Origin of the sequence: Rathayibacter sp. PhB186 (assembly GCF_003751825.1) — a bacterium.
In the GTDB taxonomy this organism is placed as follows: Bacteria; Actinomycetota; Actinomycetes; order Actinomycetales; family Microbacteriaceae; genus Rathayibacter; species Rathayibacter festucae.
Map to the genome: position 1 here is coordinate 96,989 of NZ_RJKO01000005.1, position 26,365 is coordinate 123,353.

Below are 26,365 nucleotides of genomic sequence, written 5' to 3' on the forward strand. Positions count from 1 at the left end.
CTTTCGTCGAGGTGCTGTGGGGGTGGTGCGGGGTGGTGCGGGTGCTGTGCCGGTGATGCGGGATCAGGGGCGTCTCCTGCCCGAGCGCCGCAGTCGCGACAGCCAGGCCAGGAAGCTGGTGGACACCACCGAGAGCACGAGCAGCACTCCGGTGATGATGTTGATGACGTCGGAGGTGACGTTCGCGAGGCGCAGGGCCGAGGCGATCACTCCGATCAGGATCACGCCGGCGATCACGCCGTGCAGGGCGCCGCGGCCGCCGAAGATCGAGACGCCGCCCAGCAGGACGGCCGCGATCACCTGCAGCTCGAGGCCGGTCGCGTTGTCGCCGCGGGCGGAGCCGTAGCGGAGCGTGTAGTAGATGCCGGCCAGCGCGGAGACGGCCCCGGAGACCACGAAGAGGATGAACTTGGTGCGGTTCACGTTCACGCCGGAGAAGATCGCCGCCTCGTCGTTCAGGCCGATGGCGAAGACGCCGCGGCCGAAGCGGGTGGAGTGCAGCACGACCGCGAAGACGATCGCCAGGATCGCGAACGGCAGCACCACGAGCGGCACCGGGCCGACGAGCTTCGCCTTCGCGAGGTCGGTCCAGAACTCGGGGAAGTCGGTGACCGCGGTGGTGCCGAGCAGTCCGACCGCGAGCCCGCGGTAGAGCGCGAGCGTGCCGATCGTGACGGCGAGCGAGGGCAGCCCGACCACCGTGACGAGGAAGCCGTTCAGCGCTCCGCCGACCGCGCCGGCCACGATCGCGATCAGCGCGGCGACCTCGAACGGCACTCCGGCCTGGTGCAGCGTCCCGGTGAGCACGCTCGCGAGGCCCACCGTGGAGGCGACCGACAGGTCGATCTCGCCGGTGATGATGATCAGCGTCATCGGCAGCGCGATCAGCAGCGTCGGCGCGATGTCGAGGAAGAGGTAGGTGATGGTGATCGGCTTGTCGAAGCTCTTCACCGAGGCGGAGGCGACGACGATCACGAGGATCAGCAGCACGACGATCGCGGTCTCGCGGCTGAAGAGGATCCGCTGCCAGGCCGGCCGGGCGTAGTCGCGGTACTCGCGCGCGGTGCGCACGGCGGTGGTGTCGGTGACGAGGCTCATCAGGAGTCGTCCCTCTCTTCGAGGAGCTTGCGGGACTGTCGGAGGGAGAGCACGCGGTCGAGCACGATCGCGCCGATGATCAGCACGCCGACGACCGCACGCTGCCAGAAGTCGGGCACGCCCAGGATCGGCAGGGCCCGGTTGATGGTGAGCAGCAGCACCGCGCCGATCGCCGCGCCCCAGACCGTGCCGGAGCCGCCGAAGATCGCGACGCCGCCGATCACCGCGGCGCCGACCGCGTCGAGCTCGTAGCCGGAGCCGGCCTGCGAGTTGACGGTGCCGTAGCGCGCGGCGTAGAGCACGCCGGCCAGGCCGGTCAGCGCGCCGGAGACGACGAAGGCGACCAGGATGCGCCGGGTGACGGGCAGGCCGTAGAGCCGCGCCGCGTCCGGGTCGGAGCCGATCGCGTAGAACTCGCGGCCGGCGCGCTGGTTGCGCAGGTACCAGCCCGCGGCGACCAGCACGACGAGCGCGATGATCGTGAGGTACGGGATGGTGAGGAACTGCCCGGTGCCCAGCGCGAGGAAGTCCTTGGGCATGTCGGACGCGTTGATCCGGTCGCTGCCGGTCCAGGCGACATTGATGCCGCGGTAGGCGTAGAGCGTGCCGAGGGTGATCACCAGTGCCGGGACCTTCGCGAACGCGACGAGCGCGCCGTTGATCAGCCCGAGCAGTCCGCCGAAGACGATGCCGGCGGCGAAGACCGCGAGGATCGGGATCCCCGGCACGTCGAGGAACAGCCGGCCGGTGAGGTAGGCGGTCAGCCCCAGGATCGAGCCGACCGAGAGGTCGACCGAGCGGGTGATGATCACGATGGCCTGGCCGACCGCGATCAGGATGAGGATCGACGGGGTCAGCAGCAGGTCGCGCCAGCCGTCGGGGGAGAAGAGGAAGGTCGGGTTCTTCGCGGTCGTCGCGATGACGACGAGGACCAGCGCGAGCAGGATGCCCGTCTCGCGGGCCCGGATGAAGGAGCCGAATCCGGAGGCGAAGGCGTTGGGCTTCGCGGCGGGCACGCGCTTCTGCGTCGGCGCCTGGGCGGTGCTCATGCTGCGGCCCCTCTCGTCGCGGCGAGCATCACGGTCTCGCTGGTGGCGTCGGCCCGGTCGAGCTCGGCGGTGATCCGCCCCTCGCGCATCACCAGGACGCGGTCGGCCATGCCGAGCACCTCGGGCAGCTCGGACGAGATCATCAGGATCCCCATCCCCTCCCCGGCGAGCTGCGAGAGCAGCCGGTGCACTTCGGACTTGGTGCCGACGTCGATGCCGCGGGTCGGCTCGTCGATGATCAGGACCCTCGGATTCGTGGCGAGCCACTTGCCCAGCACGACCTTCTGCTGGTTGCCGCCCGAGAGGGTGCCGGCGACGGTGTCGAGCGCGTCGGTCTTCACCTCGAGGCGCGCGGCCCAGTCGCGTGCGGCGGTGTTCTCGCGGCGGCCGGTGATCAGGCCGCCCTTGGAGAGCGACTTCTGGATCGCCATCGTGATGTTGCGCGAGACGGAGGAGTCGAGCACGAGGCCCTGCTTGCGGCGGTCCTCGGGGACGAGCGCGAGTCCGGCGCGCATCGCGGCCGAGGGGCTGCCCGCCGGGATCCGGCCGCCGACGAGGGTGACCGAGCCGGAGTCGTAGGGGTCGACGCCGAAGACGGCGCGCGCCACCTCGCTGCGGCCGGCGCCGACGAGGCCGGCCAGGCCGACGATCTCGCCGGCGCGGACGGTGAAGGAGATGTCGTGGAAGACGCCGGCCGAGGTGAGGCCGCTCACCTCGAGCAGGACGTCGGTGATCTCGGTCGCCTGCTTGGGGAAGAGCTCGGTGATGTCGCGGCCGACCATCTCGCGGACGATGCCGTCGACGGTGGCGTCCTCGGTGGCGGTGGTGGAGATGTAGGCGCCGTCGCGCATCACGGTGATGGTGTCGCAGAGCGAGAAGACCTCGTCGAAGCGGTGCGAGATGAAGATCAGCGCGCGGCCCTCGTCGCGGAGCGAGCGGGCGACGGTGAAGAGGCGCTCGACCTCGACGCCGGAGAGCGCGGCGGTCGGCTCGTCCATCACGAGGACCTTCGCGTCGAGCGAGATGGCCTTGGCGATCTCGATGATCTGCTGGTCGGCGATCGAGAGGCCCTCGGCGGGGCGGTCGGGGTCGATCCGGACGCCGAGGCGCTCGAAGAGGCCGACGACCTCGGTGCGCATCGACTTCCGGTCGATGCGGCCGAGGCGACCGCGGGGCTGCCGGCCCATGAAGATGTTCTCGGTGACGCTGAGATCGGGGAAGAGCGTCGGCTCCTGGTAGATCACGGCGATGCCCGCGGCCTTCGACTGCGCGGTCGAGGAGAAGTCGACCGGCTCGCCGTCGAGGAGGAACTCGCCCGCGTCGCGCTGGTGCACTCCGGCGATGATCTTGACGAGCGTCGACTTGCCGGCGCCGTTCTCGCCGACCAGCGCGTGGATCGACCCGCGGTGCACGGCGATGGTGCCCGAGCGCAGCGCGACGACGGCGCCGAACGCCTTGACCACGCGGGCGAGCTCGAGTGCGGGTGGCGGATCTGATGCCACGGGTGGTACCTCCTCATCGAGGGGAATCGCGGTCAGGTCCCGGCTTCGGATGAAGAGGACCTGAATCGATTCATCCAGCTTCATCGCTACTATAGGGACGCTGAGCCGGAGCGGTCAACGCGAGATGCGGCTCGGCGTCCCAGGGGAGGCGATGTGGCGCGAGTGAGCATCCGCGACGTCGCCCTGCGCGCCGGCGTCTCGGTCGGCACGGTCTCCAACGTGCTCAACCGGCCGGACGAGGTCTCCGACGACTCCCTCGCCCGGGTGAACGCCGCCGTCGAGTCGCTCGGCTACGTGCGGAACGACGCGGCGCGGAAGCTCCGCAACGGCGTGAGCTCGACCGTCGGCTTCGTGGTGCTCGACGGGCAGAACCCGTTCTTCAACGACGTGGTCCGCGGCGCGGAGGACGAGGCGTCGCGCCACCAGATCGCCGTGCTCTACGGCAACACCGACGAGGACCCGTCGCGCGAGCGGCAGTACCTGGACCTGTTCGAGGAGCAGCAGGTGCGCGGCGTGCTGATCGCGCCGTACGGCGACATCTCGCAGCGGCTGGAGAAGCTGCGCGGGCGCGGGGTGCCGGTCGTGCTGGTCGACCGCTTCAGCGGGGACGGCCGCTACAGCTCGGTCTCGGTCGACAGCGTGGCCGGCGGGCGGATGGCGGCCGAGCACCTGATCGCGACCGGGCGGCGCCGGCTCGCCTTCGTGGGCGGGCCGTTCGAGATCCGCCAGGTCACCGACCGGCTGGCGGGCGCTCGGGTCGCGGTGGAGAACAGCGATGCGTCGGTCGACCTCGAGGTCGTGGCGACCACGGCGCTGACCGTCGCGCAGGGGGTCGCCGCCGGGATGCGGATCCTGGCCCGGCCGCGGCGCGACCGCCCCGACGCGCTCTTCGCGGCCAACGACCTGGTCGCGCTCGGGCTGCTGCAGGCGCTCGCCGTGGACGGGCGGATGCTGGTGCCGGACGAGATCGCGCTGATCGGCTTCGACGACATCTCGTTCGCCGCGGCCGCCGCCGTGCCGCTGTCCTCGATGCGGCAGCCGAGCTCGGTGATCGGGCGGACGGCGCTGCGCGTGCTGCTCGAGGAGGCGGCGGACCCGGAGCTGATCCCGCGGCAGACGGTGTTCCTGCCGGAGCTGGTCGCGCGGGCGTCGACGCGGGCGCGGCGCTGAGGCGGCGGCCGCGGATCGGGCTCCCGCTAGCGTGGACGGGATCGTCGACCGGATCCGAAGGAGCATCTCGATGACCGCAGCACACCAGGACACCGTCAGCACCGCCTCTGTGCGGCACCTCCCGTGGGCCGCGCCCGCGCGGGAGCCCGCGATGAGCACCGCGGTCGACCGCCACGACCGGTGGCGGCTGACCAGCCGCTCGGTGCTGCGCGACGGCCGGCCCTTCATCCCGGTTTCCGGCGAGCTGCACTACAGCCGGGTGCCGCGGGCCCGGTGGGAGGAGCGGCTGCGGCTGATGCGCGCGAGCGGCGTGACCGTCGTGGCGTTCTACGTGATCTGGATCCACCACGAGGAGGTGCGCGGGGAGCGCCGCTTCGACGGCGACCTCGACGTCGGCGCGTTCGTGGACCTGTGCGCGGAGATCGGCCTGGACGTCGTGCTGCGGGTGGGGCCGTGGTGCCACGGCGAGGTCCGCAACGGCGGGTTCCCGGACTGGGTGCAGGCCGCCGAGGTGGAGCACCGGACCGACGACCCGGGCTACCTCGCGCTCGTCCGGGAGTGGTTCGGCGCGCTGGGTGGCGAGCTGGCGTCGCGGTGCGGACCGGGCAGCAACGTGGTGGCGATCCAGATCGAGAACGAGATCTACGACCAGCCCGAGCACATCCGGACCCTGAAGGGCCTGGTCCGGGAGGCGGGGCTGACGGCGCCGATCTGGACGTCGACGGGCTGGGGCGGCGCCGATCTGCCGCTGGACGAGGTGCTGCCGCTGTTCGGCGGCTACGCGGACGGCTTCTGGGTCGAGTCGGACTCGCCGTGGGACTCGACGTTCCGCGACCACTTCTTCTTCAGCCACACGTGGGACGACCCGGGCATCGGCGCCGACGTCCGCGGCGCGACGACGGACGCGGTGACGCCCCGCGCCCCCTCGCTCGACTACCCGCCGGCGACCTGCGAGCTCGGCGGCGGCATGGCCACCGCCTACCACCGGCGCCCGGCCGTGCAGCCGCTCGACATCGCGGCGGTCGCGCACACCAAGATCGGCAACGGCTCGGCCTGGCAGGGCTACTACATGTACGCCGGCGGGACGAACCCGCGCGGCGCCGTCGCCGACGGGCTGCAGGAGTCGCAGGCGACCGGCTACCCGAACGACCTGCCGCGGTTCGACTACGACTTCCGCGCGCCGATCGGAGCGAGCGGGCGGCCGTCGCCGACGCTCGCGCTGCTGCGGCGCCAGCACGCCTTCCTCGAGGCGTTCGGCGAGCGGCTCGCGCAGATGCCGTCGACGCTGCCGGACGAGCTGCCGTCGAGCCAGCAGGACACCGAGACGCTCCGCTGGGCGCTGCGGAGCGACGGGGCGAGCGGCTTCGTCTTCGTCACCTGGCACCAGCCGCACGAGCCGCTGCCGGAGCACCCGGGCGTGGTGCTCGAGATCGGTCTCGACGACGAGGTCGTGCGGTTCCCCTCGGTGAGCACGCCCGTGCCGGCCGGGACGCTGGCGGTCTGGCCGGTGCGCCTGACGGTCGGCGGGATCCGGCTGGACTGGGCGACCGCGACGCCGCTGACGCTCCTCGACGGGGCGGAGCCGACGCTGGTCCTGGTGGCGGCCGCGGGCGTCGTCGCCGAGCTCGCCTTCGCCGAGGGCACGCGGCTGGAGGTGGACGGGGAGCGGCGGGACGGCGCGCTCCTCCGCCTCGATGTCGAGGAGCCGGTACTGGTGCGGGCGCAGGGCGACGGCGGAGCGTGCTCGGTGCTGGTCCTGTCCGCGGAGGCGGGTGAGGAGGCGTCGGTGCTCGCCGCCGCCGGCTCGGGGGAGCGCCGCCTCGTGCTGTCGGAGGACCCGGTCTGGCTCGACGGAGCGGGGCGGATCGCGGGGGACGTCCGGGCGGGGAGCCGCCTGCCGCGCGCCTTCGACCCGGAAGGGCAGCGCTTCGTCCCGGTCGCCGGATCGGCGGCGTCGATGCGGCCGGAGACGGAGGCGGTCGAGGCGCCCCTGCTCCGCGCGAGCGACGCCGTGCCGGTGTCCTACGGCGAGTCCGCGGGGCGCGCCTCCGCACCCCGGGACGCCGACTTCGCCGCCGCGGCCGCGCACCGGCTCGAGCTGCCGGAAACCGATCCGGCGGCGCAGCGCCGCGAGCTCGAGATCCGCTGGGCCGGCGACGTCGCCCGGATCCTCGTCGGCGGCGTGGTCGTCGCCGATCAGTTCTGGGACGGTGGGCCGTGGGTGCTCGACCTGGACGCGCTGAACGCGGGCTCCGGGGACGTCGTCCTGGAGATCCTGCCGATGTCGCCCGACGCGCGGATCGGCTTGACCGGGAGCGCCGAGGAGCGCCGGCGACGGGACGCATCTCCTCTTCTCGAGCTCGGCCCGGTCGTCGTGGCGCACTGGTACCGCTGGACCGAGGACTGACGAGCGTCCAGGTGGCGTGCACGCCCGGAATCTAGGGTGGGCGGATGACCTCCTGGAGCGCCGCAGACATCCCCGACCAGACCGGCAGGACGTTCGTCGTCACCGGCGCGAACAGCGGACTGGGGGAGGCGACCGCGCGAGCGCTCGCCCAGCGCGGCGCCCGCGTCGTGCTGGCCTGCCGGACCGTCGAGAAGGGCGAGCGGGCGGCGGAGCGGATGGGCGGCGACGTCGTCGTCCGGCGCCTCGACCTCGCCGACCTCTCCTCGGTGCGCGAGTTCGCCGAGGCGACCGGGCCGATCGACGTGCTGGTCAACAACGCCGGCATCATGGCGGTCCCGGAGGGGCGCACCGCGGACGGCTTCGAGCTGCAGTTCGGCACGAACTTCCTCGGGCCGTTCGCGCTGACCGGGCTGCTGCTGCCGCGGATCGCCGACCGCGTGGTGTCGCTCTCGAGCCTCGCCCACCGCTTCGGCACGCTCGACTTCGACGACCTGAACTGGGAGCGCCGCCGCTACAGCCCGTGGCCGGCCTACGGACAGTCCAAGCTGGCCGACCTGGTCTTCGCGTTCGAGCTGCACCGGCGCCTCCGCCGGGCCGGCTCGAGCGTCGGCTCGATGGCCGCGCACCCCGGCATGTCGGTCACCGAGCTGCACACGCACACCGGCGACGGGCAGGGCGCGATCATGGGCGCGCTGATGCGCACGGTCGGGCAGAGCGGTGACGACGGCGCCCTGCCGACGCTGCTCGCGGCGACCTCGCCCGACGCGCGCTCCGGCGCCTACTACGGACCGGGCGGCCTCGGTGAGGTCCGCGGGGCGCCGCGCCAGGTGAACCCGAACCGCGCCGCCCGCGACCGGGCCGCCGCGCGCCGGCTCTGGGACCGCGCCGTCGAGCTGACCGGGGTGTCGCCGCTCGACGCGGGCTGAGCGAAGCGCCCTTCCGCGGACACCCGCCTCCTCCGCGTCCCGGCTCCTCCGTACACTGGCGAGCGCGCGGGAAGCCGCCGCCGGACCCCGAGGAGCACCGTGGCAGCACGACGAACGACCGCCGCCGCGACGCTGCACGACGTCGCCCGGGCGGCGGGGGTGTCCCTGGCCACCGCCTCGCGGGTGCTCAACGGCAGCGCGCGCAAGGTGCAGGGCGAGTACCGCGAGCGGGTCGAGGCGGCCGCGGCCGAGCTGGGCTACTCCGCGAATCCGGCGGCGCAGGCCGTCGCGCGCGGGACCACCTCGACGATCGCGCTGCTCGTCAGCGACATCACCGACCCCTACTTCTCGGGCATCGCCTCCGGCGTGATCGGCGCGGCCGACGCGTCGCGGCTGGACGTGCGGATCGCCGTCACCGACCGCGACCCGGACAAGGAGCTCGGCCTTGTCCGCTCGCTGCGCGGCGGCCGGCCGCGGGCGATCGTCCTGGCCGGCAGCCGCTTCGCCGCCGACCGGCACCGCGACGCGCTGATCGCCGAGCTGCAGGCCTACGAGGCGTCCGGCGGGCGGGTCGCCATGATCAGCCAGGGCGGGCTGCCGTTCCCCTCGGTGCAGGTGGACAACCGCGCCGGAGCGCGTGCGCTCGCGGCGGCGCTCGCCGAGGCCGGCTACCGGCGCTGCGCGATCGTGCGCGGTCCGGAGGCGGTGCTGACGTCGTCCGACCGGGTCGCGGGGTTCCTCGAGGGGCTGTCCGCGGCGGGGGTGAGCGTCGATCCGGATCTGATCGTCGAGGCGCCGCTCACCCGGGACGGCGCGTTCGACGCGGCGGCCGCGCTGCTGGCCGGGCGCTCCACCGACATCGACCTGGTCTTCGCGGTGACCGACCTGATGGCGGTCGGCGTCGCCTCCGCGATGCGCGCGGCCGGAGTCGAGCCCGGCACGGGCATGGGCGTCGCGGGCTTCGACGACGCGCCCATCGCGGAGGACGTGCACCCGGGGCTGACCACGGTCGCCGTGCCGCTGGCCGCGCTCGGCGAGCGCGCCGTCGCCGCGGCCCTCGGCGACGAGGCCGACGGGGCCTCGGTCGAGCTGCCCACGCGCGTCGTCCTGCGCGCGAGCACCCCGCCGCGAGCCGCGCCGCCCGCGTAGCGCGCGCCGTGCTGGTCGAGTAGCCCTGCAGGGGCGTATCGAGACCCGCCGTCCCCCGAAGGGCAGGTCTGCAGACGCCTGTTCTGACGGTGGTGGATCTCGATACGCCCGCTGCGCGGGCTACTCGATCAGCATGGAACACGTGCAAGCGCGTCGGCGCGGGTCCGCACTTGCTGGTCGAGTAGCGCGCAGCGCGTATCGAGACCCGCTCACCACCGTTCCTCCGCTGGATGGGAAAGCGCTTGCCCACGGGACCGGTCCGCGGCTAGCATCAGGAAAACGCTTCCCACTCCTCGAAAGGCGCACCGTGTCAGAGCCGACCACCCCCACCCTCGGGATCATCCTGAACGGCGCCTCCGGCCGGATGGGCTACCGCCAGCACCTCGTCCGCTCGATCCTGGCGATCCGCGAGCAGGGCGGCGTGCTGCTCTCCGACGGCACCCGCGTGCAGGTCGAGCCGCTGCTGGTCGGCCGCTCCGAGGCGAAGCTCGCCGAGCTCGCCGGCAAGCACGGCCTGACGAACTGGACTACCGACCTCGACGCCGCGCTCGCCGACCCGAAGTGGCAGGTCTACGCCGACTTCCTCGTGACGAAGGCGCGCGTCCCCGCGATCAAGAAGGCGATCGCCGCCGGCAAGCACATCTACACCGAGAAGCCCACCGCGGAGTCGTACGCCGAGGCGCTCGAGATCGCCGAGCTGGCCAAGGAGGCCGGCATCAAGAACGGCGTCGTGCACGACAAGCTCTACCTGCCGGGCCTCCAGAAGCTCAAGCGCCTGATCGACTCCGGCTTCTTCGGCCGCATCCTCAGCGTCCGCGGCGAGTTCGGCTACTGGGTGTTCGAGGGCGACTGGCAGGCCGCGCAGCGCCCGAGCTGGAACTACCGCAGCGAGGACGGCGGCGGCATCATCGTCGACATGTTCCCGCACTGGAACTACGTGCTCGAGAACCTCTTCGGACCGATCGAGGGCGTCTACGCCAAGGCGACCACCCACATCGAGACCCGGGTCGACGAGAACGGCGCGCCCTACACGGCGACGGCCGACGACGCGGCCTACGCGATCTTCGATCTCGCCGGCGGCATCACCGCGCAGCTCAACTCCTCCTGGGCCGTGCGGGTCGACCGCAAGGAGCTCGTCGAGTTCCAGGTCGACGGCACGCTCGGCTCGGCCGTGGTCGGCCTGTTCGGCGCCAAGATCCAGCCGCGCGTCGCGACCCCCAAGCCCACCTGGAACCCGGACCTGCCCGAGACGCACGACTACGCCGAGGACTGGCAGGAGCTGCCCGTCAACGACGTGTTCGAGAACGGCTTCAAGACCCAGTGGGAGCAGTTCATCCGCCACGTGGTCGAGGACGCTCCGCACGAGTACGACTTCTTCGCCGGTGCGCGTGGCGTGCGGCTCGCCGAGCTGGGCCTGGAGTCCTCGCGCGAGGGCCGCCGGATCGACGTCGCCGCGCTCGACGCCGCCGCCGACGCCGAGGTGCTCGTGCAGGCGGGCGCCGTCCAGTGAGCGGGCTGACCCTCCTCGGCGCCGACGGCGCGACCCGCTCGATCGAGCTGCTCCCGGCGCCCGCGCACGCGAGGCCCGCCGCGCCGCTGCGCTCGCGCACCGCCTACGCGGCCGCGCACGTCGTGCCGCTGGTGCACGGCGAGAACCGGCCCGGCCACCCGGCCCAGATCGACTGGGACGCGACGCTCGGCTTCCGCCACCACGTCTGGTCCTGGGGCCTGGGCGTCGCCGACGCGATGGACACCGCGCAGCGCAACATGGGCCTGGACTGGACTGCGACCCAGGAGCTGATCCGCCGCAGCGCCGCCGAGGCCGCGTCGGTCGGCGGGGCGCTCGTGGTCGGGATCAACACCGACCAGCTCACCGACGACGTGGTCCCGCTGGACACCGTCATCGACGCCTACGTCGAGCAGCTCGCCTTCGCCGAGGACGCGGGGGCGGAGGTCGTGCTGATGGCCAGCCGTCACCTCGCCCGCGCCGCGGAGACCGCCGCCGACTACGAGCGCGTCTACGCCGCCGTGCTCGCCCGCGCCACGAAGCCGGTCGTCCTGCACTGGCTCGGCACCGCCTTCGACGGCGTGCTCGAGGGCTACTTCGGCGCGGCCGACCCGGTCGACGCCTTCCCGGTCGTGCAGCGGATCATCGAGGACAACCTCGACTCGGTGCGCGGCATCAAGATGTCGCTGCTGGACGCGGACGCCGAGATCGCGCTGCGCTCGCGGCTGCCCGAGGGCGCGACCCTCTTCACCGGCGACGACTTCAACTACGTCGGCCTGATCGAGGGCGCCCCCGACGCCGACGGCACGCCGCGCTGGTCGGACGCGCTGCTCGGCGCCTTCGCCGCGCTGGCGCCGAGCGCCTCCGCTGCGATCCAGGCGCTGGACGCGGGCGACACCGCCGAGTACCGCCGCGTGCTGGGCCCGACCGAGGCGCTCTCGCGCCAGGTCTTCGCCGCGCCGACGCAGTACTACAAGACCGGCGTCGCGTTCCTCTCCTGGCTGAACGGCCACCAGCCGGCCTTCTCGATGGTGGGCGGGCTGCACTCCGCGCGCTCGCTGCCGCACCTGTCCGAGATCGTCCGGCTCGCGAACGCGTCCGGCGCGCTGGAGCGGCCGGAGCTCGCGGCCGACCGCTGGACCGGGCTGCTCGCGCTGAACGGGATCGACGTGACCCGCTCCGTCGAGGGGCTGCACCTGGTCGAGGCGGTGCCCGCATGAGCGCCGACCCGCGCCTGTCGCTGAATCAGGCCACGATCAAGCACGCGTCGCTCGCCGAGGCGCTCGACACCACGGCCGCGGCAGGGATGTCCGCGATCGGCCTCTGGCGCGAGCCGGTCGCCGAGGTCGGGCTGGCGGAGGCCGTGCGCCTCGTCGCCGACTCCGGTCTGCGCGTCTCCTCGCTCTGCCGCGGCGGCTTCTTCACCGCGCCCGAGGGGCCGGAGCGGCGCGCGGCGATCGACGAGAACCGCCGCGCGATCGAGGAGACCGCCGCGCTCGGCGCCCCCGCGCTCGTGCTCGTCGCCGGCGGTCTGCCGGCCGGCTCGCGCGATGTGGTCGGCGCCCGGGCCCGCGTGCAGGACGCGCTGGCAGAGCTGGCCGACGACGCCGCGGCGGCGAAAGTGCAGCTCGCGATCGAGCCGCTGCACCCGATGTACGCCTCCGACCGCGCCGTCGTCTCGACGCTCGGCCAGGCCCTCGACCTCGCCGCGCCGTTCGACGCGGCCGCGGTCGGCGTGGTCGTCGACACCTTCCACATCTGGTGGGACCCGCAGGTGCTCGCGCAGATCGCCCGCGCCGGAGCGGAGGGCCGGATCGCGAGCTACCAGGTCTGCGACTGGGCGACCCCGCTGCCGGCCGACGTGCTGCTCGCCCGCCGCTACCCGGGCGAGGGCGTCATCGACTTCGAATCGCTCACCCGCGCGGTCGTCGAGGCGGGCTACGCCGGCGACGTCGAGGTCGAGATCTTCCACCAGGAGGTCTGGGACACGGCGTACCCCGAGGTGGCGGAGCGCGTCGTCGCGGCCTTCGCCGAGACGGTGTCGCCGCACCTCTGAGAGGCGCACCCCTGAACTCCCGGTCCGCCGTCGCTGGAGGGTGAGCGGCGGACCGGGCTCCTTCTTCTCGAGGAGCCCTCTAGAGGAGCGACGCGCTCAGCTCCACGGCAGATCCAGCGCGTCGAACGTCGTCTCGCGGCGCAGCGCCTCCTGCAGTGCGTGCTCGACGCCGTCGACCACGCGGTGGCGCCCCTCGACGTCCTGCACCTCGCGCCAGGCGTCCGCGGGCAGCGCGCGCGGCGACGGAGCCGCCATCACCGCCTCGAGAAGGCGGAGGAAGCCGCCGGTGCGCTCGATCCCGGCGTGCAGCGGCGTGCCCAGCTCTCGGGCGGCGAGCAGCCCCTCGAACGGCGTGATCCGGTCGTACTGCAGCGTGCGCGGCGGCAGGCCCTCGCGCACGAGCTGCACCACGTCGAGCGTGTAGTAGAACCGCAGCGTCCCGCGGGTGCCGACGATCTCGACGGAGGGCTCCTCCGGCCGCGCGGCGCAGAGGGTGACCGCGGTCGTGACCCGCAGGCCGTCGGCCAGGGTCAGCACGGCGACCGAGGTGTCGTCCGCCTCGATGTCGTTCGCGCGGCGCAGGTCCAGCCGCACGTCGACGACGTCCTCGAGCCGGTCGGCGCCGGCGATCGCGAGGGCGGTGGCGGTCGCGTGCGAGAAGGGGTTGGTCAGGACGCCGTCGGCGACGACCGCGCCGTCGAGCATGCGGCGGCCGGCCCAGGGGGAGCGCGACCAGTAGCGGTCGTCGCGGACCCAGACTCCCGAGGCGCCGTAGCGCACGACGTCGCCGATCTCACCGTCGGCCAGGGCTGCGCGGATCGCCGGGATCGCGGAGGAGCCGAGGCTCTGGAAGCCGACCTGCACGAGCGAGCCGGTCGCCGCGGCGCGCTCCGTGATGGCGGTGAACTCGGCGAGCGAGGCGGCGGGCGGCTTCTCCAGCAGGACGTCGTTGCCGTGGTCCATCGCCGCGAGGGCGATCGCCGCGTGGGTGTGGATCGGGGTGCTGATGATGACGACGTCGGTGCCGCCGGCGGCGAAGAGGCCGGTCGCGTCGGGGTGGTGCGCGACGCCGTCGGGGAGCAGCCCCTCGACCGGCGGTCGGGGGTCGGCGACGCCGACGAGCCGGACGCGGCCGTCGCGGTGCGCCGTGAGGACGGCGCCGAGGTGCGAGGCGCCGTAGCCGCCGATGCCGACGAGCCCGATCCGCGGGATCACGGTCGGACTCCGGAGAGCGGGCGGCTGCGGTCGTCTCGTCTGCGCTGCATGATCCGGCCAGCGTATCGGAAAGCGATTACCGGCGACCAGTGGGGTCGATGATCGTCATGCCCGCGGGGTTCGAGCGGTCGAAGACGGGGAGCAGCTCGGCCGCCTCCTCGAGTCCGATGGTGCGCTCGATCAGGCGCTGCGGGGCGAGGACGCCCTGCTCGATCAGCCGGAGCATCCCCGGGTAGTCGCGCGCCGCCATCCCGTGGCTGCCGAGGACGTCGAGCTCCCAGGCGATCACGCGCGCCATCGGCACGCGCGGGTGGCCCTCGACCGGCGGCAGCAGGCCGATCTGCACGTGCCGGCCGCGGCGGCGCAGGCTGAGGAGGGCGTCGGCGCAGGTCTGCTCGCTGCCGACGGCGTCGACGGCGACGTGACTCCCGCCGCCGGTGAGCGCGTGCACGGCGGCCGGCAGATCGCGGCCGTCGGCGAGGAGGACGTGCTCGGCTCCGACACTCGCGGCGACCTCGAGGGCCGCGGCGTTCCGGTCCACGGCGATGACGCGGGCGCCGAGCGCGTGCGCGACCATGACGGCGCTGAGGCCGACGCCGCCCGCTCCGATCACCGTCACCCACTCGCCGGGCTGCACCCGGGCCCGCCCGACGAGCGCGCGGTAGGCCGTGGCGAAGCGGCAGCCGAGGCTCGCGGCGGTCGCGAAGTCGACGCCCTCCGGGATCGCGACGAGATTGGTGTCGGCCGCGTGCAGCGCGACGAGCTCGGCGAACGAGCCCCAATGGGTGAAGCCGGGCTGCTCCTGGTCCGGGCAGACCTGGGCGTCGCCCTGCAGGCACCACTCGCAGCGGCCGCAGCCGCAGACGAACGGCACGGTCACCCGGTCGCCGACCGCCCAGTTCCGGACCTCGGGCCCGACCTCGGCGATCACGCCGGCGAGCTCGTGCCCCGGGACGTGCGGGAACGCGATGTCGTCGTGCCCGGCCCAGGCGTGCCAGTCGCTCCGGCACAGCCCGGTGGCCAGCACCCGCACGACGACGCCGTCGGCCGGGGCGACCGGCGTCGGGACGTCGCGGACCTCCGGCTCGCCGCGGACGGAGTCGAGGACGAGAGCGCGCATGCCCTCATCCTGGCAGCGAGTCAGCAGTCGTCGGCGCCGAAGCGGAGGTCGGTGAGCGACACGAAGTGCCAGCCCTGGCGGCCGTCGTGCTGGGTGTAGGTGAGGGTGCTGCCCGAGGGGAAGACGCCGAAGCGGAAGGTGTCGGAGCGGGTGACGCCGTCCGTCGTGTACTCGTTCCCGGTCGCGCGGCGGAAGGGGTCGGCGAGGGTGCCGGCGCCGGCGCCGGGGTGCGAGCCGGACGTGGCGATCGAGGTCGGCTCGGTGCTGAAGCCGACGGCGTCCCAGTAGGTCGGCACCCACGAGTTGGCGTCGGTGTTCGAGGTGATGTCGAAGATCGTCAGCTGGAAGTCGACCGGGTCGAAGAGCGCGCCGTCGGCGTCGCGGAACTCGAAGGTCAGGGTCTGCGCGTCGGATCCGGGGGTGGGCAGGACGGCGAGGTCGCCCTCGCGACGCTGATTGAGCACGAGCGCTCCCGCCGGACCGAAGCCGGCGAAGGAGTACTCGGAGGGGACGCCGCCGGGAGCGTTCCCGGCCCAGCCGGAGCCGTTCTGGCTCATGTTGTAGCGCGTGCCGCCGGAGAGGTCGGTCGTGCCGGCGGCGAGGGTCGAGGTGATGCGGATCGTCGAGGTGCGGCCGGACGCGGAGGTCGCGCCGAGGACGGCGGGGTTGCCGCTCGCGTTCGTCGCGGCGAACTGCGTGACGCTCGTGCAGGGGGTGGTCGACGCGGCGGCGAGGGGCGCGCCCGTGGCGACGGCGACGACGGGGACGGTCCAGAGGGCGGTGGTGGTGAGCGAGCGGCGGGAGAGTCCGGGCGCGGGGGTGCTGGTCATGGCGGGATCCGTTCGGGTGCGGAGGGGAGCGGGCGAGGCGGAGCAGGGCGGAGCGGTGCGGGTGCAGAGCAGGGACTCAGCGGCCGGCGTTGTAGTGGTTCTGGATCTGGGTCGCGGTGAGCGCGGTCGAGTAGACGGCGGCGTAGCGCAGGCTGCCGGAGAAGGAGGCGGGGCCGACGTTCGTCCAGGAGCCGCCGAGGGTGTCGTAGCCGATCTTCCAGTAGCCGGTGGTGTTCTCCGCGCTGCGGAAGGCGGTGTTGCCGGCGACCTTCACGCCGTCGAGCCAGAGGCTCGTCCCGGCGGTCGGCGAGAGGGTGGAGACGACGTGGTGCCAGGCTCCGTCGTTGACCGGGTTCGGGCTGGTGATCGACTGGACGCCGTTGTTGTAGATGCCGAAGACGAGGCGGCCGTCCGCGCCGATGTAGGTGTGCCGGTCGTACTGGCTGCCGGCGGTGTCGCGGCTGCTGTTGAAGCTGAAGAGCTTGCCGCCCGCGACGGTGGTCTTGAACCAGATCTCCGTGCTGAAGGTGGTCGGGTTGGCCAGCTGCAGCGGCGTGCTGAGGTAGCCGTTCGTCCCGTTCAGCAGCCAGGAGCCGCCGGCGTCGCGCGGGCAGGCCTTCGGGGTGGTCGCGGAGCTGGTCATCGCCGGACGGTAGGTGCCGGGGTAGGCGCCGGAGTCGGTGTCGACGGCGGTCGTCGCTCCGGTGGCCTGCGCGAGCGTGTAGGAGAACAGTGCGTCGCCCCTGTCGGCGGCGAGCGCCGAGTCGCAGGTGAAGAAGGCCGCCGCGCTGCCGACGGTGTTGTTCGAGTTGCGGATGGAGGCGACGTAGGCGCCGGAGGTGGCGGGGGCGAGGAACAGCACGGCCGAGAGGGCGGCGACGAGCAGCGCGGCGAGGGTGGTGCGCGGGGTCCGCGGCGCCGCGGAGCGGAGGCGGGCCAGGAGGCCGGAGCGGGTGCGGCGGTGGCGGCTCATCGGGTGGCCGACTCGGTCTCGGCGGTCTCGGCGGTCTCGGCGGTCTCGGCGGCGCGGGCCCGGCGGCCGTGCTCGCCGCGCGGCTCGGCCTCGGAGGGGAGTCCGACCAGCATCGTCCAGAGCACGGGGGTGGCGCAGACCGCGCCGAAGAGGATCCAGCCCCAGAGCGGCAGGTGCAGCGCCGAGGACACGTTGTAGAAGTCCTCGCCGTTGGCCGGCACCTGGATGCTGCCGACCTGGCCGGAGACGAGGTCGGCGTGGGTGCCGCCGACGGCCGTCACGCGGATCGGCAGCATGCCGACCGAGACGAGCGAGGCGTCCGTCTGCCCGTTCTCCACGGTCGCCTCGAGGACGACGATGCCGACGAACGGGCGGAGCACGAAGACCGTGAAGGAGGCGACGAGCGAGATCCCCAGCACCCGCATCGCGGCGCGGTGGGTGGGGGAGGAGAGCAGGCGGGTGAGCAGCAGGACGAGGACGGTGCCGGCGAGGAGCATCGGCAGGCCCTTCGCGAGCCAGCCGGCGCCGGGGAGCGCGACGACGACCTTGCCGATCAGCTGCTCGGCGCCGGTCGCCCACGGGTCGGTCGCGCCGTTGATGTCGCCGCGGGTGACCAGGGTGCCGTCGTCGGCGAGGTCGACCACGCGGTGCGTGTAGGTCTCGTCGGGGGTGGTGGTGGGGTGGAAGCTGACGACGTCGCCGACCCGGATGTCCTCGAGGGGCGTCGGGGCGGTGAGGACCAGGGTGCCGACGGGAGCGGCGGTGCCCATCGACGGCGTCTGGACGATGAACCAGCGTCCGCCGGAGGCGTGGAAGAGGAAGGCGGCGACGACCAGGGCGGCGACGAGGGCGGTGACGGTCCAGGTCGCGACGGTGCGCAGGCGGGAGCGGGGGGAGCGGGGCTCGGGGGTGGAGACGGTGGTGGCGGGGGTGAGGGGGGAGGCGGTGCCGGTGGGGACGGCGGTGGATCCGGGGAGCGCGGGGGCGGGGCGGGTCTGCAGCGTGGTCACGGGTCCACCTCCTCGGCGGGGTGGGGGCCGCCTGGGCGGCGGCCCCCGGGGTGCGGGTGTCGGGTGTTGCGGGGGCGTTTCTCGGGGTGGGGCGGTGCTTCGGGGGAAGCGGTCTTCGGTGGTGGATCTCGATACGCCCGCTCTGCGGGCTACTCGATCAGCATGAGCTGATCAGGTGACGATCGAGGGTTCCTCGCTCGGCGTGAGCCGGGGAGGCTCGATCAGCTGGCGAAGGTCCAGGTGAGGGGGAGCGAGGCGGACAGGCCCTGGTAGGTGTTGCCGGCCGAGGAGTCGAGCGTGACGGCGATGGTGAAGGGGGTGCTGGTGCCGGCGGTGACGGGGGCGGCGGAGAGCGACTTGGCGGCGGTGCCGGCGAGCGCGGCGGCGGTGCCGCTGTAGACGGTGGTGCTGCCGGAGGTGATGACGACGTTCAGCTTGGAGCAGAAGTCGGTCGCGGTGCCCGAGGAGCCGGCGGCGGTGTTGACCGACTGGGCGCAGGTGGCGCCCGGGGTCAGCGTGAAGGTGTTGGCCGAGACGGTGCCGGCGTTCTTGATGGTGATCGCGGTGCTGACGGTCTGGCCGGGGACCATGGTGGTCGAGCCGCCGAACTTGTTGATGGTCGAGCAGGTCGCGGTGTTGGTGCTGACCGAGCCGCCGTCGGTGCTGAGGCAGGTGACGGGCGTGGTGCCGGTCGACTTCTCCTCCATGACGAGCGAGCCGGAGGCGGCGGTGTTGTTGGTGTTGGTGATGCTGGCGACGAAGCCGGAGAGGGTTCCGGACATCGAGACCGACAGCAGCGCGGCGGCGGCGACGCTGGTGGCGAGGACGAGGGGGGCGAAGCGGACGCGCTTGCGCTTTGCGGTGTGGTTCGACATGACAGGACTCCTGATCGGGTAGAAGGTGAACTGCCGTGCAGTTCGCTGTGGGGTGTTTTCTGGCTTGTCGAGTAAGTTACTTGATGGCAAAGATACTTTGCAATCGTTCCATTACCCCCTGTTGTGGGGACAGCTAGCTCAGCGGCGACATCGCCGCTCCGATACCCGCTCCCACCCCCGCTCCCACCCCCGCTCCGACACCCGAGAAGGCCGCATGGATCCCGAGAACACACCCCCCGCCGACAGCGGCGAGCAGCCCGCCGGCGCGGCCCTCCGGCAGGCGCTGCGGCAGCTCGAGACGGCGCAGCGCCACCTGCGCGCCGCGGTCGCCCTCGACGCCGGGATCGGGATCTCGGAGCTGAGCGCGCTGGAGGCGCTCGCCGAGTCGCCCGGGCTGACGCCCAAGTGGCTGGGACTCGAGCTGTCGCTGACGACCGGAGCGGTGACCGCGCTGCTCGACCGGCTGGCCAAGGCCGGCCACCTCGACCGCGTCTCGAACCCGCAGGACCGGCGCAGCGTCCTGCTCCGGCTGACCGACTCCGGCACCGCGCTGCTCGCAGCGGTCGACGAGCGCTACGGCGCGGTCAGCGTCGAGGTGCTGCGGGCATCCCCGCGCCTGGGCGAGGAGGAGGTCGTCGAGGACCTCGCGCGCGCCGCGGCGGTCATCACGGCGCACACGATCGGCTGAGCGCGAGCGACCCCGCGCGTCAGGCCTGCAGGGCGCGGTCCTTGCGGATCGACCAGAGGTTGCGGCTCGCCGTGCGCTCGTAGTCGAAGGCGGTCACCAGTGCCTGGATGAGGGCGATCCCGCGACCCGACTCGGCGAACGCGTCCGGCATCTCCCGCGGTCCGGTGTCGACGCCGGGCGGGTCGGCGGTGTCGACCAGCTCGGCCCGGAGCGCCTCGTCGTCGACGGAGACGACGAGGCGGCAGAGGACCGCGGTGGTCGAGACGGCGTGCTGGATCACGTTCGAGACGAGCTCGACGAGCGCCGTCTCGAACTCCATCCGGTCGCGGGCACCGACGTCGGCGCGCTCGCCGAAGAGCGAGTCGAGCAGGTCGTGCACGAGCTCGATGTCGTCGGGCGGCGTCCGGAAGGCGAGGGTGCGCTCAGTCACGGTACGCGTCGCCGGCCGAGGCGTAGCCGACGAGCACGCGGTCGAGGTTGGAGAGCTCGAGCACCATGGTGACCTGCTCGCTCGGGGCGGCGATCCGGAGGTCGCCCCCCGCCTGGCGGGCGCTCTTCAGGCAGGCGACGAGCGCGCCGAGCCCGGACGAGTCCATGAAGGTGACCTCGCTCAGCTCCACGACGATGCGGCTGCTGCCCTCGTCGAGAGCGCTGCGCACCTCCGTCCGCAGATCCCGCGCCGCGGCGAGATTGAGCCGGCCCGCCGCCGTGATCACGGCGACGCCGGGAGCGATCGTCTCGGTGCTGAAGGTCATGCCTGCTCCTGGTCGGTGTCCGCGGCGGGGCGCGGGGTGTCGTGGGTCCGCGTCACGAGGAGCGCGGTGATGTCGTCGAGCGCGCGGCCGGAGCCGGCGAGCGCGGTCAGGGCGGTGAGGAAGCCGATGGCGCCCTCGGAGGTGCGGACGAGGTCGGCCGCGAGGACGAGCGACTGCAGGGTCCCGTCGAAGAGGTCGAGCACCCCGTCGGTGAAGGAGACCAGTGAGTCGCCGACGGCCAGATCGACGGTCTGGGTGACCCAGCCGCCGTCCTCCGCGATGCCGAGGGGGAGGCCGAGCGCGGCGAGGCGGTGGAAGGTCCCGTCGGCGCGGAGCAGGACGGTGAGCCCGTGGCCCGCGTCCACGAAGTCGACCCGGCCGGTCGCGGTGTCGAGCCGGCCGTGGAAGAGCGTCGCGAAGGTCTCGGTGGCGGAGAAGTCCGGCTGCAGCTGCTCGCTGACCGCGGCGACCACCGCGTCCGGAGCGCCGCCGGCCCGGGCGCGGAACGCCGCGCGGATGCCGGCGGCGAGGATCGCGGCGCCGGTGCCCTTGCCCATCACGTCGACGAGGGTCAGGTCGACGACCGCCTCGGTCGCGGTCCAGGTGTAGAAGTCGCCGCAGATCTGCCACTTGGGCAGCGAGGCGCCGGCCAGGTCGTAGCCGGCGGGGTGGCGGAACGCGGTCGGGGAGAGGCGGGCCTGCACGTCGGCGGCACGGTCCCACTCCGCGGTGTCGCGCAGCTCGCGCTCGACCCACTGGCCGAACTCCTCGAAGAGCAGCTCCTCCTCCGGGCTGAGCGCGCGGGGGACGAAGTCGAGCAGGCAGAGCGTCCCGAGCTGCAGGCCGTCGTCCACCGTGAGCGGGCGGCCGGCGTAGAACTGCACGTGCGGCGGTCCGGAGACGTGCACGTGCTGCGCCCAGGCTCCGTCGGCGCCGAGGTCGGGGACGACGAGCGTGCTCCGCTGGGCGAGCGTCGCGTCGCAGAACGTCCCCGCGCGCGGGTAGGACACCGGCCCCTCGGGCTGCGGCGACTTCGTGAAGAGCGTCGTCTCGTCGAGGATGTGGATCTCCGCCACCGGCACCTGGAAGAGCTCCTGCGCCATCCGGGTGATCCGGTCGAAGCGCTCCTCGGGGCCGGAGCCCATCAGGCCCAGCGCCTCGATCACGGCGGCGCGGCGGTCCCGGTCGTCGGGCGCCCCGAGCGCTGCGTCGGCGCCGATCGCCGGGTCCTGGCTGGTCTGCTGCGACATCGTCCCCCCGAGTCTGCGTGCGGAGGCGGTGTCTCGCCTCCGCGATGACGGTATCGAACGGTGCGCCCCCGGTCGCCGTTGAGGGCCGTTAGTCACCCGGACGGGGGTCACGGCTGCGCGACACCCGTAGCATTGCACCCTGACCCCGATGGTGCAATGATGCACAGTATGCAAGCAGATGCGACCGCGACCCGGCGCGACCAGCGCGCGGCCGAGCGGCGGAGCTCCCTGGCCCGTACCGCCCGCGAGCTGACCATCCGCCACGGCTTCTCGGGCTTCACCGTCGAGGAGCTCTGCGAGGAGGTCGGCATCTCGCGCCGCACGTTCTTCAACTACTTCCCGAGCAAGGAGTACGCGATCGTCGGCCGGCCCGAGGAGGGCCTCGACGACGACAGCGTCGCGGAGTTCCTGACCCGCCGCCCGGGCGTCTCGCTGCTCGAGGCGCTCGTCGCCCTCGGTGCGGTGCACTTCGCCGCGATCGGCCTGAACGCCGACAGCGTCCGCGAGTTCGTCGCCGTCGCCGACCGCGAGCCCAAGCTCCTGCAGGCCCTGCTCGACGTCGGCACCCAGCGCGACCTGCTCGTCGCCGGCCTCGTCGCGCGGCGCGAAGGGCTCGACCCCGCTGACCCGTCCGTGCTGCTGGCCGTGCAGACGGCCGGCACCGTGATCCGCAGCGCCGTCGGCGCCTACCTCGACTCCGACGGCTCCGTGCCGCTCGAGCGCCTCGCGCAGGACCGCATCGCGGCCGTGACGCGCCTGCTCCTGGGCTGACCCGGCCCCCGCCGCGCCGACCGGCCCGCCCCCGCTCCCTCTCGCCCCACCCGACCCCGAGGACACCATGACCGCCCCCGCCACCGCCTCTCCGCTCCTGCTCACGCAGCGCCGGATCTGGATCATCTTCTCCGCGCTGATCGCCGGCATGCTCCTCTCCAGCCTCGACCAGACCATCGTCTCGACCGCGATGCCGACCATCGTCGGCCAGCTCGGCGGCGTCGAGCACCAGGCCTGGATCACCACCGCCTACCTGCTCGCGACCACGATCGTGATGCCGATCTACGGCAAGTTCGGCGACGTCCTCGGCCGCCGCACGCTCTTCCTGATCGCCATCGCGCTGTTCACCCTCGCCTCCGTCGGCTGCGCGCTGGCCGGCGACTTCTGGTCGTTCGTCGTCTTCCGCGCGCTGCAGGGCCTCGGCGGCGGCGGGCTGATGATCCTCTCGCAGGCGATCATCGCCGACATCGTGCCCGCCAACGAGCGCGGCAAGTACATGGGCCCGCTCGGTGCCGTCTTCGGCCTCTCCGCCGTCGCCGGCCCGCTGCTCGGCGGCCTCTTCGTCGACCACCTCACCTGGCAGTGGGCGTTCTACATCAACATCCCGGTCGGCATCGCGGCCTTCGCCATCGCCTGGTTCGCGCTGACACTGCCGAGCAAGCGCGCGACCAAGCGGATCGACGTCCCGGGCGTGCTGCTGCTCTCGATCGCCACCACCTGCCTGATCTTCTTCACCGACTTCGGCGGCGACGCCGCGCACGGCTGGGGCGCCCTCGAGACCTGGGCCTTCGGCGCCGGGCTGATCGCCGCGGTCGCCGGCTTCATCTGGGTGGAGTCGCGCGCCGAGGACCCGATCATCCCGCTCAGCCTCTTCCGCAACCCGATCTTCGTGAACGCGACGGCGATCGGCCTCACGCTCGGCCTCGGCATGTTCTCCGCCATCGCCTTCGTGCCGACCTTCCTGCAGATGGCGTCCGGTACCTCCGCCGCCGCGTCGGGCCTGCTGATGCTGCCGATGATGGCGGGCCTGATGGGCACGTCGATCTACTCGGGCATCGCGATCTCGCGCACCGGCCGCTACAAGGCGTTCCCGATCGTCGGCGCCCTGCTCACCGGCCTCGCGATGGCGGCGATGACGACGCTGACCGCCGAGACCCCGATCCCGCTGATCTGCGTCTACCTCTTCTTCTTCGGCGCGGGGCTCGGCCTGATCATGCAGGTCATCGTCCTCGTCGTGCAGAACGCCGTCGCCCCCGAGATGATCGGCACGGCGACCAGCACGAACAACTACTTCCGCGAGGTGGGCGCCTCGCTCGGCGTGGCCGTGTTCGGCACGATCTTCACCAACTCCCTCGCCGAGAAGCTGACCGGCGTCTTCACGGACGCGGGCGTCGCCGACGTCGGCGCGGCCACCGCGACCCTCGACCCGCAGGCGCTGAACGCCCTGCCGGACGAGGTCCGCGACGGCGTCGTCCGCGCCTATGCGGAGTCGCTGGCGCCGGTGTTCTGGTACCTGCTGCCCTTCATCGCGATCGCCTTCGTCCTCGCGCTGCTGCTCAAGCAGATCCCGCTGTCGGACCAGTCCGGCATGGTCGCCCGCGGCGAGGCCGTCGGCGGCGAGGAGGCGGAGCGCCTGCACCGCGAGAGCCTCGCGGCACCGGCCGCCGAGGTGCGGTCGGAGGCTCCGGAGGACGCGCGCGCCGACCGCTGACGCGGGCCGCGGGCCGCACCGGAGGCAGGGGTACCGTGTGTGCCTCAGCCCCCGGCGCAGCGCACCGACGTGTGACGGCCGGGGTTCTCACGTCGGGATGCAACGCCTCACCGCTCCTCGAGTGATGCAGGCGCCGCTCTTGTCGGATCGGCGGTCGGCCGCGACACTGGGGGCGTCCCTGTCGCGCTGTCCCCGCCGCAGGTCCGGTCAGGAGGACACGTGTCCGGCTCCGACGATGAGCAGGCCGTCGCCTTCGAGGCGGAGCGCGGCCGGCTCACCCGGCTCGCCTCGCGGCTGCTCGACGACCACCACGAGGCCGAGGACGCGGTGCAGTCGGCGTGGCTGCGACTGCACGGCACGACGGCCGCGATCGACAACCTGCCGGCCTGGCTGACGACGGTCACGACCCGGCTCTGCCTCGACCGGCTGCGCGCGCGCATCCCGGAGCCCGCCGAGCTCGTCGAGACCGGCACGGGCGTGGAAGGCGTGGGCACGGGGAGTGCCGGCCTCGAGCGCGCCGAGGCCGTCGGCCAGGCCCTGCACGTCGTCGTCGAGACCCTGACGCCCAACGAGCGCGTCGCGTTCGTGCTGGCGGACAGCTTCGGCGTCGACTTCGCGACCATCGGCGAGATCCTCGGGCGCAGCGCGGTCTCGGCCCGCAAGCTCGCCTCGCGGGCGCGCGCCAAGACCACGGCCGGACCCGCGGACGGGCCGGTCGCCGACTGGCAGGTGGTCGACGCCTTCATGGCGGCGGCGCGCGGCGGCGACCTCGCGCGCCTGCTGCTGCTGCTGGCGCCAGGGGCGAGCATCCGCGCGGATGCGGACGCGCTCGCCGCGGGGACCCCCGAGCGGATCGACGGCCGTGAGGCCGTGGCCGCCTTCTTCGACGGCAGCGCTCACGCGGCGCTCGCCGCGGTCGTCGACGGACGGCCGGGCGCCGCCTGGTTCCACCGGGGTGCCCCGCAGGTCGCGTTCGACTTCACGGTCGAGGACGGGCGGGTCACCGCCGTCGTCTTCCGGGCGGATCCGGCCGTGCTGGCGTCGATCCGCCGGCGCGAGGGCGCCGTGGTCGACGCGGGCTGACCTCGCCCCGGCGTGTCGTGTCACATCGGCGGCCGCCCGGCCGTCGACCAGGAGAGAGGCCCACCCGGGGCCCGACAGAAGGAGCACCCGATGAAGACCATGACCTGCCGCCAGCTCGGCGGACCCTGCGATCTCGAGCACCGCGGCGACACGGCCGACGTCGTCATCACCCTGCAGGACCGGCACCTGCGCGACGCGGTGAAGGCCGGCGATGCGACGCACGACGAGGCGCGCAACGAGATGAAGAACCGCTGGCGCCACCCCGTGCAGTCGATGGGCTGGTACAACGGCGCCAAGCGCACGTTCGCGGAGCTGCCGGAGGGCTGACCGGGGCGCCGGGGCGGGGCCGGCGTCAGGCCGGCAGCAGGCCGATGATCACGGCCATCACGAGGATCGTGACGAGCTCGTGCGTGATGTTCAGGATCGTCAGCTTGGCCGGGCGGCCCTCGAAGGCGTCGTGGGTGATCATCCGCGCGGCGGTGAAGCCGGCGAAGAGGAACAGCCCGGTGATCAGCGAGTTCGCGAACCAGCTGCCGCCGTAGAAGGCGTGCGCGATGTCGACGCAGCCGGCCAGGACGAGCGCGGTGACGAGGCTGACCACGACGGTGACGAGGATCGGGACGACCGCGCTGCGGCTGCTCATCTGCTCCCGGCTGATGCCGGCCAGGCGCATCCAGAGCGTGCCGAAGACCTTCGGGGTGTACCAGATCGAGCCGACGAGCATCGTCGACAGGGTGGCGAGTCCGACCGCCCACGGGTTGATGTCGGGGACCACGGCGGCCGCCTCTCGGTGTCCCGGTCGCGCGGGGATCGCAGCGGCGGCGGGTGCGCTCACCCTAGCGGCGGGCCGGTTCCCGGGGGCGGCTCCGCGACCGGACGCGGAACGGGCCCTGACACCCACGCGGGGCCCGTTTCCCGTCCACTCGCAGTCGGAGCCGCGAGCGAGTGGACGGTAATCGGGCTCCGCTCCGGGCACAGGGCCCGGTTCGGGTCCGTTCGCGTGAGATGTTCCTGCTCAGCGGCGGCTCGTGGGATCTGCTCCGGCTCGTGGGATCTGCTCCGGCTCGTGGAGTCAGCTCCGGCTCGTGGAATCGACTCGATCCGGCGAGCCGAGCCTCGTTCCACGTGCCGGAGGTCCACCCGCATCGGCCTCGGCTCGCAGGAACAGCCTCGGCTCGTGAGAACCGGCCGATCCCACGAGCCGGACCCGGATCCACGTG

At 73.1% G+C, this 26,365-nt stretch carries 25 protein-coding genes; 12 read left to right on the top strand and 13 right to left on the bottom strand.

Translation table 11 applies throughout. The features are described 5' to 3' along the window. Positions 1–63: 63 nt before the first annotated feature. Genes EDF45_RS13760 through EDF45_RS13770 form a run of 3 tightly spaced genes read right to left on the bottom strand, consistent with a single transcriptional unit; the run spans position 64 to position 3,649 of the window. Positions 64–1,098 (bottom strand): ABC transporter permease, encoded by a 1,035-nt coding sequence (locus EDF45_RS13760; protein WP_123736636.1) that lies wholly within the window; start codon positions 1,096–1,098, stop codon positions 64–66. Next, positions 1,098–2,147 carry an ABC transporter permease gene (locus EDF45_RS13765; RefSeq protein WP_123736637.1) on the bottom strand — a complete coding sequence of 350 codons (1,050 nt, stop codon included), beginning with the start codon at positions 2,145–2,147 and terminating at the stop codon, positions 1,098–1,100. The genes EDF45_RS13760 and EDF45_RS13765 overlap by 1 nt, the downstream gene beginning before the upstream one ends. Next, the gene (locus EDF45_RS13770; RefSeq protein WP_260312205.1) at positions 2,144–3,649 is read right to left on the bottom strand and encodes a sugar ABC transporter ATP-binding protein; all 1,506 of its coding nucleotides are present in this window, start codon (positions 3,647–3,649) and stop codon (positions 2,144–2,146) included. Before EDF45_RS13770 ends, EDF45_RS13765 begins: the two co-directional genes overlap by 4 nt. A gap of 153 nt (positions 3,650–3,802) precedes the next feature. Here EDF45_RS13770 and EDF45_RS13775 point away from each other — a divergent pair, with 153 nt between their 5' ends. The 7 genes from EDF45_RS13775 (at position 3,803) to EDF45_RS13805 (ending at position 12,864) form a co-directional block, all read left to right on the top strand. Beyond that, positions 3,803–4,819, top strand: coding sequence for a LacI family DNA-binding transcriptional regulator (locus EDF45_RS13775; RefSeq protein ID WP_123705492.1), 1,017 nt, complete (start codon positions 3,803–3,805; stop codon positions 4,817–4,819). 70 nt (positions 4,820–4,889) lie between these two features. After that, positions 4,890–7,226, top strand: coding sequence for a beta-galactosidase (locus EDF45_RS13780; protein WP_123736808.1), 2,337 nt, complete (start codon positions 4,890–4,892; stop codon positions 7,224–7,226). Positions 7,227–7,270: 44 nt separating this feature from the next. Continuing rightward, on the top strand, positions 7,271–8,152 hold the full coding sequence (locus EDF45_RS13785) for an oxidoreductase (RefSeq protein WP_123736639.1): 882 nt from the start codon (positions 7,271–7,273) through the stop codon (positions 8,150–8,152). A 99-nt stretch (positions 8,153–8,251) separates the two neighbouring features. Continuing rightward, positions 8,252–9,301: a LacI family DNA-binding transcriptional regulator gene (locus EDF45_RS13790; RefSeq protein WP_123736640.1), complete on the top strand. Its 1,050-nt coding sequence runs from the start codon at positions 8,252–8,254 to the stop codon at positions 9,299–9,301. Between the two features lie 364 nt (positions 9,302–9,665). After that, the gene (locus EDF45_RS13795) at positions 9,666–10,811 is read left to right on the top strand and encodes a Gfo/Idh/MocA family protein (RefSeq protein WP_123447046.1); all 1,146 of its coding nucleotides are present in this window, start codon (positions 9,666–9,668) and stop codon (positions 10,809–10,811) included. Continuing rightward, positions 10,808–12,028 carry a DUF993 family protein gene (locus tag EDF45_RS13800; RefSeq protein ID WP_123736641.1) on the top strand — a complete coding sequence of 407 codons (1,221 nt, stop codon included), beginning with the start codon at positions 10,808–10,810 and terminating at the stop codon, positions 12,026–12,028. Before EDF45_RS13795 ends, EDF45_RS13800 begins: the two co-directional genes overlap by 4 nt. Then, complete coding sequence (locus tag EDF45_RS13805) at positions 12,025–12,864, top strand: sugar phosphate isomerase/epimerase (protein WP_123736642.1); 840 nt, start codon at positions 12,025–12,027, stop codon at positions 12,862–12,864. The genes EDF45_RS13800 and EDF45_RS13805 overlap by 4 nt, the downstream gene beginning before the upstream one ends. A 96-nt stretch (positions 12,865–12,960) precedes the next feature. Here EDF45_RS13805 and EDF45_RS13810 read toward each other — a convergent pair whose 3' ends face one another. The 6 genes from EDF45_RS13810 to EDF45_RS13835 form a co-directional block, all read right to left on the bottom strand. Further along, the gene (locus EDF45_RS13810; protein WP_123736643.1) at positions 12,961–14,079 is read right to left on the bottom strand and encodes a Gfo/Idh/MocA family protein; all 1,119 of its coding nucleotides are present in this window, start codon (positions 14,077–14,079) and stop codon (positions 12,961–12,963) included. A 76-nt stretch (positions 14,080–14,155) separates the two neighbouring features. Next, on the bottom strand, positions 14,156–15,199 hold the full coding sequence (locus EDF45_RS13815) for a zinc-dependent alcohol dehydrogenase family protein (protein ID WP_123736644.1): 1,044 nt from the start codon (positions 15,197–15,199) through the stop codon (positions 14,156–14,158). 20 nt (positions 15,200–15,219) lie between these two features. Further along, entirely contained in the window at positions 15,220–16,029 is an 810-nt protein-coding gene (locus EDF45_RS13820; protein ID WP_123736645.1) for a hypothetical protein, read from the bottom strand. Positions 16,030–16,105: 76 nt separating this feature from the next. After that, entirely contained in the window at positions 16,106–17,002 is an 897-nt protein-coding gene (locus EDF45_RS13825; RefSeq protein WP_123736646.1) for a LamG domain-containing protein, read from the bottom strand. Further along, on the bottom strand, positions 16,999–18,012 hold the full coding sequence (locus EDF45_RS21305) for a signal peptidase I (protein ID WP_185020189.1): 1,014 nt from the start codon (positions 18,010–18,012) through the stop codon (positions 16,999–17,001). The genes EDF45_RS13825 and EDF45_RS21305 overlap by 4 nt, the downstream gene beginning before the upstream one ends. Positions 18,013–18,233: 221 nt before the next feature. Beyond that, entirely contained in the window at positions 18,234–18,887 is a 654-nt protein-coding gene (locus EDF45_RS13835; protein ID WP_123736647.1) for a hypothetical protein, read from the bottom strand. 214 nt (positions 18,888–19,101) lie between these two features. Between EDF45_RS13835 and EDF45_RS13840 the strand changes: the two genes are divergently transcribed. After that, positions 19,102–19,575 carry a MarR family winged helix-turn-helix transcriptional regulator gene (locus EDF45_RS13840; protein WP_123736648.1) on the top strand — a complete coding sequence of 158 codons (474 nt, stop codon included), beginning with the start codon at positions 19,102–19,104 and terminating at the stop codon, positions 19,573–19,575. A gap of 19 nt (positions 19,576–19,594) precedes the next feature. Here the strand turns inward: EDF45_RS13840 and EDF45_RS13845 are convergent, their stop codons facing one another. Genes EDF45_RS13845 through EDF45_RS13855 form a run of 3 tightly spaced genes read right to left on the bottom strand, consistent with a single transcriptional unit; the run spans position 19,595 to position 21,580 of the window. Further along, the gene (locus EDF45_RS13845; protein WP_123736649.1) at positions 19,595–20,005 is read right to left on the bottom strand and encodes an ATP-binding protein; all 411 of its coding nucleotides are present in this window, start codon (positions 20,003–20,005) and stop codon (positions 19,595–19,597) included. Continuing rightward, a complete protein-coding gene (locus EDF45_RS13850; RefSeq protein WP_123446750.1) occupies positions 19,998–20,330 on the bottom strand; it encodes an STAS domain-containing protein in 333 nt (110 codons plus the stop codon). Before EDF45_RS13850 ends, EDF45_RS13845 begins: the two co-directional genes overlap by 8 nt. Continuing rightward, complete coding sequence (locus tag EDF45_RS13855) at positions 20,327–21,580, bottom strand: PP2C family protein-serine/threonine phosphatase (protein WP_123736650.1); 1,254 nt, start codon at positions 21,578–21,580, stop codon at positions 20,327–20,329. Before EDF45_RS13855 ends, EDF45_RS13850 begins: the two co-directional genes overlap by 4 nt. A 168-nt stretch (positions 21,581–21,748) precedes the next feature. On the opposite strand from EDF45_RS13855, the gene EDF45_RS13860 reads away from it, so the two are divergent. The 4 genes from EDF45_RS13860 (at position 21,749) to EDF45_RS13875 (ending at position 25,472) form a co-directional block, all read left to right on the top strand. Further along, the gene (locus EDF45_RS13860) at positions 21,749–22,351 is read left to right on the top strand and encodes a TetR/AcrR family transcriptional regulator (protein ID WP_185020190.1); all 603 of its coding nucleotides are present in this window, start codon (positions 21,749–21,751) and stop codon (positions 22,349–22,351) included. A 67-nt stretch (positions 22,352–22,418) separates the two neighbouring features. Then, positions 22,419–24,062 carry an MDR family MFS transporter gene (locus EDF45_RS13865; RefSeq protein ID WP_123736652.1) on the top strand — a complete coding sequence of 548 codons (1,644 nt, stop codon included), beginning with the start codon at positions 22,419–22,421 and terminating at the stop codon, positions 24,060–24,062. Positions 24,063–24,281: 219 nt separating this feature from the next. After that, on the top strand, positions 24,282–25,145 hold the full coding sequence (locus EDF45_RS13870; RefSeq protein ID WP_123736653.1) for a sigma factor: 864 nt from the start codon (positions 24,282–24,284) through the stop codon (positions 25,143–25,145). A 90-nt stretch (positions 25,146–25,235) separates the two neighbouring features. Beyond that, on the top strand, positions 25,236–25,472 hold the full coding sequence (locus tag EDF45_RS13875) for a hypothetical protein (RefSeq protein WP_123736654.1): 237 nt from the start codon (positions 25,236–25,238) through the stop codon (positions 25,470–25,472). 25 nt (positions 25,473–25,497) lie between these two features. Here EDF45_RS13875 and EDF45_RS13880 read toward each other — a convergent pair whose 3' ends face one another. Beyond that, the gene (locus EDF45_RS13880; protein ID WP_123736655.1) at positions 25,498–25,920 is read right to left on the bottom strand and encodes a DUF1761 domain-containing protein; all 423 of its coding nucleotides are present in this window, start codon (positions 25,918–25,920) and stop codon (positions 25,498–25,500) included. Positions 25,921–26,365 lie beyond the last annotated feature (445 nt).